The organism is Desulfogranum mediterraneum DSM 13871 (genome assembly GCF_000429965.1).
In the GTDB taxonomy this organism is placed as follows: Bacteria; Desulfobacterota; Desulfobulbia; order Desulfobulbales; family Desulfobulbaceae; genus Desulfogranum; species Desulfogranum mediterraneum.
The window spans coordinates 1-5,647 of record NZ_KE387012.1 but is presented as its reverse complement, the minus strand read 5'-3'; the positions used below and the strand labels follow the sequence as shown (position 1 = coordinate 5,647).

General features: G+C 57.7%; 4 protein-coding genes. All 4 read left to right on the top strand.

Features of this window, described 5'->3' with window-relative positions:
- Positions 1 to 253: hypothetical protein (locus G494_RS27495; RefSeq protein ID WP_208597729.1), on the top strand; the 253-nt coding region annotated here is incomplete at its 5' end.
- A gap of 344 nt (positions 254 to 597) precedes the next feature.
- Complete coding sequence (locus tag G494_RS0121105) at positions 598 to 1,830, top strand: SGNH/GDSL hydrolase family protein (protein WP_028586103.1); 1,233 nt, start codon at positions 598 to 600, stop codon at positions 1,828 to 1,830.
- Entirely contained in the window at positions 1,827 to 2,378 is a 552-nt protein-coding gene (locus G494_RS0121100) for a condensin complex protein MksE (RefSeq protein ID WP_028586102.1), read from the top strand. Before G494_RS0121105 ends, G494_RS0121100 begins: the two co-directional genes overlap by 4 nt.
- Complete coding sequence (locus G494_RS0121095; protein ID WP_028586101.1) at positions 2,375 to 5,080, top strand: coiled-coil domain-containing protein; 2,706 nt, start codon at positions 2,375 to 2,377, stop codon at positions 5,078 to 5,080. Before G494_RS0121100 ends, G494_RS0121095 begins: the two co-directional genes overlap by 4 nt.
- The last annotated feature ends 567 nt before the right edge of the window (positions 5,081 to 5,647 follow it).

Genomic DNA, 5,647 nt, shown 5'->3' with positions numbered 1-5,647 from the left:
TCTCCCCTCATTCACTCTTTCGCTGTCATTCCCGCGCAGGCGGGAATCCACTCCCGGAGAAAGGAGGCTGCAGCCTTGGCATCGACCGGATCTGGAGCCCTGCCTCCATGGCCATGCTGATGAAAACGAGAAGGACTGTGGGAGAAAACTGGATGCCCGCCTGCGCGGGCATGACGGTAAAGGCGCGGCCATGGCGGTAGAGGCGCGGATCTGGCGGCAGAGGCGCTGGACGGACGGTAAAAAAATCGGATAGAGCCAAAAAACAGGATAAGGCAGGGCCGGCCGGCACCCTCATCAACACTGGCCCTGCCCCTCACTCTAGCCCTTACCCCTACCCCTCACCCTGCTCCTCACTCTGCCCCTGCAAGGCTGGATACCCTTTCAAGCGGCGGTTCACCATCAGCACATGGTATGAGGGCGATCGGCCGACCTTTTGGAGCTCAATACAGAGTGTGCGCGAAAATAACATGGACATAAACGGCTGGCTCGATTATTTCCTCTCCGGTTTGGAGATCCAGATAATCGAGCTCAAAGAGCGTGCTGAGCAGGTCATCCGCCGGGATGCCCTGGTACAGAATATAGAAAAACAAAAAGATAATGGCTGCAAATCCACAGAGTTTTTTTCGTTTCGCTGCCCGGTACTATCCCCTGCTGGCGGATCTTTTTTCCCACGACCAGGGACTTTCCGAGGCAGACCTGCGCAAGCTGATTGAACCCATCCGTGCCGAGGGGGATCCGGCTCCTGAAAAGGTGATCGAGCAGTTGCAAGCCTTCACCATTCTCGAGCCTGTTCCCGATGCAACCGCCTCCTATGAGTTGACCACCCCTGTTCGGGACCTGCTCTCTTTTCTGCTCCGTGAGCACCGCTTGACCTCCACCAAGGTCCTCCAGGTCTACCTGAGTGATCTCTCCGAACTGCGCGAGGAGCTTGACAGCGCAGCCCGGCAGAACATGGGGCGTCAGGCGGCGCGGGCCTTGAAGGATATCTCAGAGTTGCTTGAGCGGCTTCGCCAGGACTCTCACAGCAACCGGGAGGGGATCATCGGGGAGGTGATTAAACTCAAGTCCAACCGTGAACGGCGTACCATCCGCGAGCGATTTGAGATTATCAACCACCTCTGGAGCCGCTATCTTGAACCCCTGCGTGACCTGATCGATGTAAAAAAGGCGATGGACAGAGGCCTGGATGATCTGGATTGCAGCCTGACAACAGGCGGCACAACCTTTGTCCTCGATGGTGGGCTGGTGCGGGAATTTTCGCGCTGTCGGGCCCGGCTGCTGCGGTTGCGGCGGGAGATGACAGAGGATTTTCATGAATCGATACGTGAGGTGGAGCCACTCTATATCTCCCTGAAAAAAGAGAGTGAGCTGGTCCGCGGAGCCTCCCTTGCCCTGGAACGAATGGACCGCTCGGGCCTTGCAAGCCTGCAGCTCCAGGAGATGATGGCGATACCTGTCTGGCGGATTGAGGGGAGCTTTGCCGATACCTCTCTTGAGGCCTTTCTCCATGGGATCAAAGGCTACCAGCCGGGGAGTTCTGAACCCTTGACCGATGCGGCTGAACCGACCGAGGCCGGATTCATCCCCCCCACTGAACTCTTTGAGCGGCTCGAATCGGCGCTGCCGGTTGATGACCTGCTCGCCTGGCTGCTGGAAAACTATCCCCAGGTTGAACTTGGTGAACTGGTACGGGCCTACGGGCGTGTCTTTTTAGATGAGCCCAAAGCGAATGAGTCCAAAGCGATCCACTTTGGCAAGGCGGAACAACGTTATCCTCTTGATACAGCAACCCTTGTCGCCCGGCCCATGCGATTGGAGAAAATGACATGAATGTAACCAGCCCTTTTGACCTGCCACATTTGAGTGAGATCTTTGATCTCCTCCGTCGTGGTCGTCACCTCTGTGCTACAGACGGAAAACTCTACCGGGCTCTCAGGGGAAACCTGGATGCCTACCAGGATCTTTTTCATCATCTCGGTTTTCAGCTGCAGGTACATCAGCGTGATTTTTTCTATTTCAGCGGTAAAGACAGTCTCAGCCACCAGGCTTCACGGATGGCTGTTTTCGTCTTCATCCTGATCGAGGCCCTGGCTGACCAGGGTGAAGCGGTGGTCGATACCCTTATGACCCGAACATTTTCAGTCCCTGAACTGCCCCACCTTAAGGGGGCCCGTTACCGGGCCTACCTCAAGGAAGCCGGCGCAACAGACGAAGACGATCTTCGCACCATTCTTCGCCAACTCGAGCGATTCGGTTTTGTCCAGCGTCACAGCGATGAGAGCTTCAGCTTCCGGACCCCGGCGTACCGTTTTTTCGACGCCTGTATCGAGATCCTGGGCAGTGATGAAGCCGGGAGAGAAGAGGAGCAGCGCTCATGAATATCCTTGGTCCAGCGCGCATGATCCTGTTGCGGGCAGGGAAGTACGACTACGGTGAGGTCGAACTGACCAACCCGCTCCACCTGGTCGGGCCGAATAATATCGGCAAGACCTCGCTCATCTCCGTGCTGCAATTTCTCTATATCGACGATCAGCGCAGTATGCACTTTTCCCGGGAGATGGCCGAGACCAGGAAGTATTACTTTCCCGACCAGAACAGCTACGTCCTGTTCGAGTGTCTCACTCCGTCCGGATACCAGGTCGTCGGTGTCCAGGGACTTGGTCCTATCCGCAGCTACGAATTCAAGCGCTTCGCCTATCAGGGACCGTATGATCCGGACGATTACCTCGATGAAGAGCGGCGCATCCGGGAGCCGGAGGCGGTGCGTCTCCGGCTGGCAGCCAAGGAGTTTCGCTGGCTTGAGCCGCGCCATCTCCAGGCCGCCCTCACCGGCATAGGCGATAACCGTAATGTGAACCTGGGGCTGGTGCCGATTCGGCTGCGGGATCATTACGAACGTTTCCGGGCGGTCTTTGGCAACCTGCTTAGGCTGGCACATTTACGCCAGGACGAACTGAAGCAGTTTCTGCTTGAGATCCACAGGGGTGAGTTCCAGCAGCGCACCATAGACCTGGAGGCCGGATACTCGAGCCAATATCGCAAGGTCTGCTCCGAGGCCGAGGGGCTGCGCGATCTTCGCGCGATCGCCGATGATGTCCGCCGGATCCTCACCCTGGTGGACGAGCGGGACGCCTTACAACAGCTGCTCCCCGGACTCTGGGAGGCGGTGCGGGCCGCGTACGGGGAAGTCGAAGCAGAGATAGTGGACAACAGGCAAAAGATTGGAGAGCGCCTGGCCCGCCTGGACGAAGACAGCGCTCGCCTTGGCAAAGAAGAGCAGAAACACAAGGGCGAGAGAGACGCCCTCTTACAGGGACTTGGAAAGATAGCAGGGGAACTGCAGCGCCATGAGCAGGAGGCGGCCTCGTTCAAGGAATTCCTGGTTGATTTTGAGAAAAGTCGAAAAAATGAGCTGGAGCTAAAGATAGATCGGCTGAGCGCCTCCCTGGGTCAGGCTGTGGACCTTTCCGTGGATCAGCTCCGCAGGCAGGTGGGGAGGCTGGAACGGGAACTTGCCACGATGCAACGACGACGCGAGCAATTTTCCGGAAATGTTGCCTCCAAGGTGCTACCGCTGCTCTCTGACGCCGATGCCGGCCAGCTCTTCCGACTGATCAACCCTGAAATTTTGGGTCTTTCAAACCAGGATGACGGCTTGAGCATAAAAGATGAAAAGGCTTTGGCTGCTGCCCTTGGTGACTTCAGCGGCCGAATTGTGGATGAGGTCTATGAAGATGAACTGGTGCGTGTTCCCCTTGCCGGACTCAGCAGAGCGGACCTGGCAGGGTATCGTGATGCCGAGACCCTGGAACAGCGTATCGGTGAACAGCAGAAGGTCCTGAAACGGGAACAGGGGATTCTGGCGGCAGCACTGAATCGTGAGCAGATTCGAGCTGAAAAAGAGCAGTTGCGGAAGGAGTGTGATCGCATCAGCATCCGGCTGCAAGGATACCAGGACTATCAGGAGCGCCTCCCCACTGTTGAGCAATGGAGCAGAGAGCAGGATGCTCTTGAAAAGGAGAAACAGCAGCTGGAGGCGCAGCTGGCTGAACTGGCCGGCCAGGGCCAGATGATTGCTGCAGAGAGACGAAAGCTTGAGGGGCGGGGACGCGAGCTTGGCTCGCGTCGAAAGAACCTGCTGAGAAGGGTCCAGAAGCTCAGCGGGCCGGATCCCTCCTGGCCGGTCGAGCCCTTTGATCCTGAGGAACGTGATCTCGACTCCCTGCTGGAACTCTACGAGAGAAAACACGGGCTCCATGCGGATATCGCTGCCCGATTTTCGGAGGAGTTTCGCCGGATCGAACAGCGGACCTACGGTAAATATCTGGGTGAGGACGAGGGTGCGACCCTTGCCAACCTGCAGGCCGAGGTGGAGGCCCTGGACGAGCGGGAGAAAGCGGTGCAGGAGCTGTGGAAGAGTCTTGCCGCTGGCCTGCAGAGCGCCTTCAAGGGGCTGAATCGGGACCTGCACACCCTCAGCTCTCGCATCGATGAACTCAATCGCCGCCTGGCTGGTATTTCCATCTCCAACCTCTCGAGGCTGCGCCTGATACTGAGGGAACATGCCGAATGGACCCAGAGGATCAAAACCGTGGTGGAGGTCGAGACCATGCCCCTGTTCTTTGACAGCAGCGCTGTCGGAGAGGCCCAAAACCAGCTTGGCGAGTTACTCAAGCAGCATCGGCGGGTGGAACTGAGCGACCTCTTTGACCTCCACTTCGAGGTCACCAGCGATGGCGGTCAGACCCGGCGTTACCCGCACCTCGATTCCATCGAATCCAACGGCACGACCATCACCATCAAGGTGCTGATCAACCTCATTCTGCTCAAAGGCCTGCTTGGTGACAGGGAGGTATCCATTCCCTTCTACCTGGATGAGGCCTCAAGTCTTGACCGGGAGAACCTGGCAGCCATCGTCCGGGAGGCCCGTAAGATGGGTTTCATAGCGGTTCTTGCCAGCCCTGAGGCCATGGAGGCGGCTGATTCGCTCTATTTTCTCCGGGAGAACAATGGTCGGATCATGCTCGATCCGAAGACCTCGCTGCTGCGTATCGAAAGGCGGGCGGGCGATGAGGCTTGAGCGGAATTGACCGCAGCCGACTGCGGTCACCTTTTGGGTTCCATCCGAATCTCCCAACGCATCCTGAACAGCGGGGGGCTATCCACTCTCAGCCATTCATTTTCAGGCTGTCATTCCTGCGCAGGCACGGAGCCAGGCCAGATAGGAGGACGTGAAGGCACACGGACTTGCCACGCCCGCGCAGGCGATATTTTAGACCAGGGTCGTCGAGATCCGGGAACACCTCACGCCCGCGTAGGAGGGAACCCACTCCGGGAGCAAGCGTACACCACCCACGTGGCTCCAAGCTGGCGAAAACACAAGGGAAACAGGACAGAGAGAACAAGTCACCCCAAGGGATGCAGAGAAACTCTTACTGCAAAAAACTGGATGCCCGCCTACGCGGGCATGACGACCACACGGCCACAATGAGACCTTCTCTGGATCCTGGATCCCTGCCTCCGCGGACAGGACGGTAAAAAACAGGGCAGGACGCTAAGGCCAAGGGCTGGACGGAAAATGAATCAGCCTTTTTTGACTTGTCACGACCGCGCTGGCGAAAAGCCAGATAAGGAACAGGGCTGACCA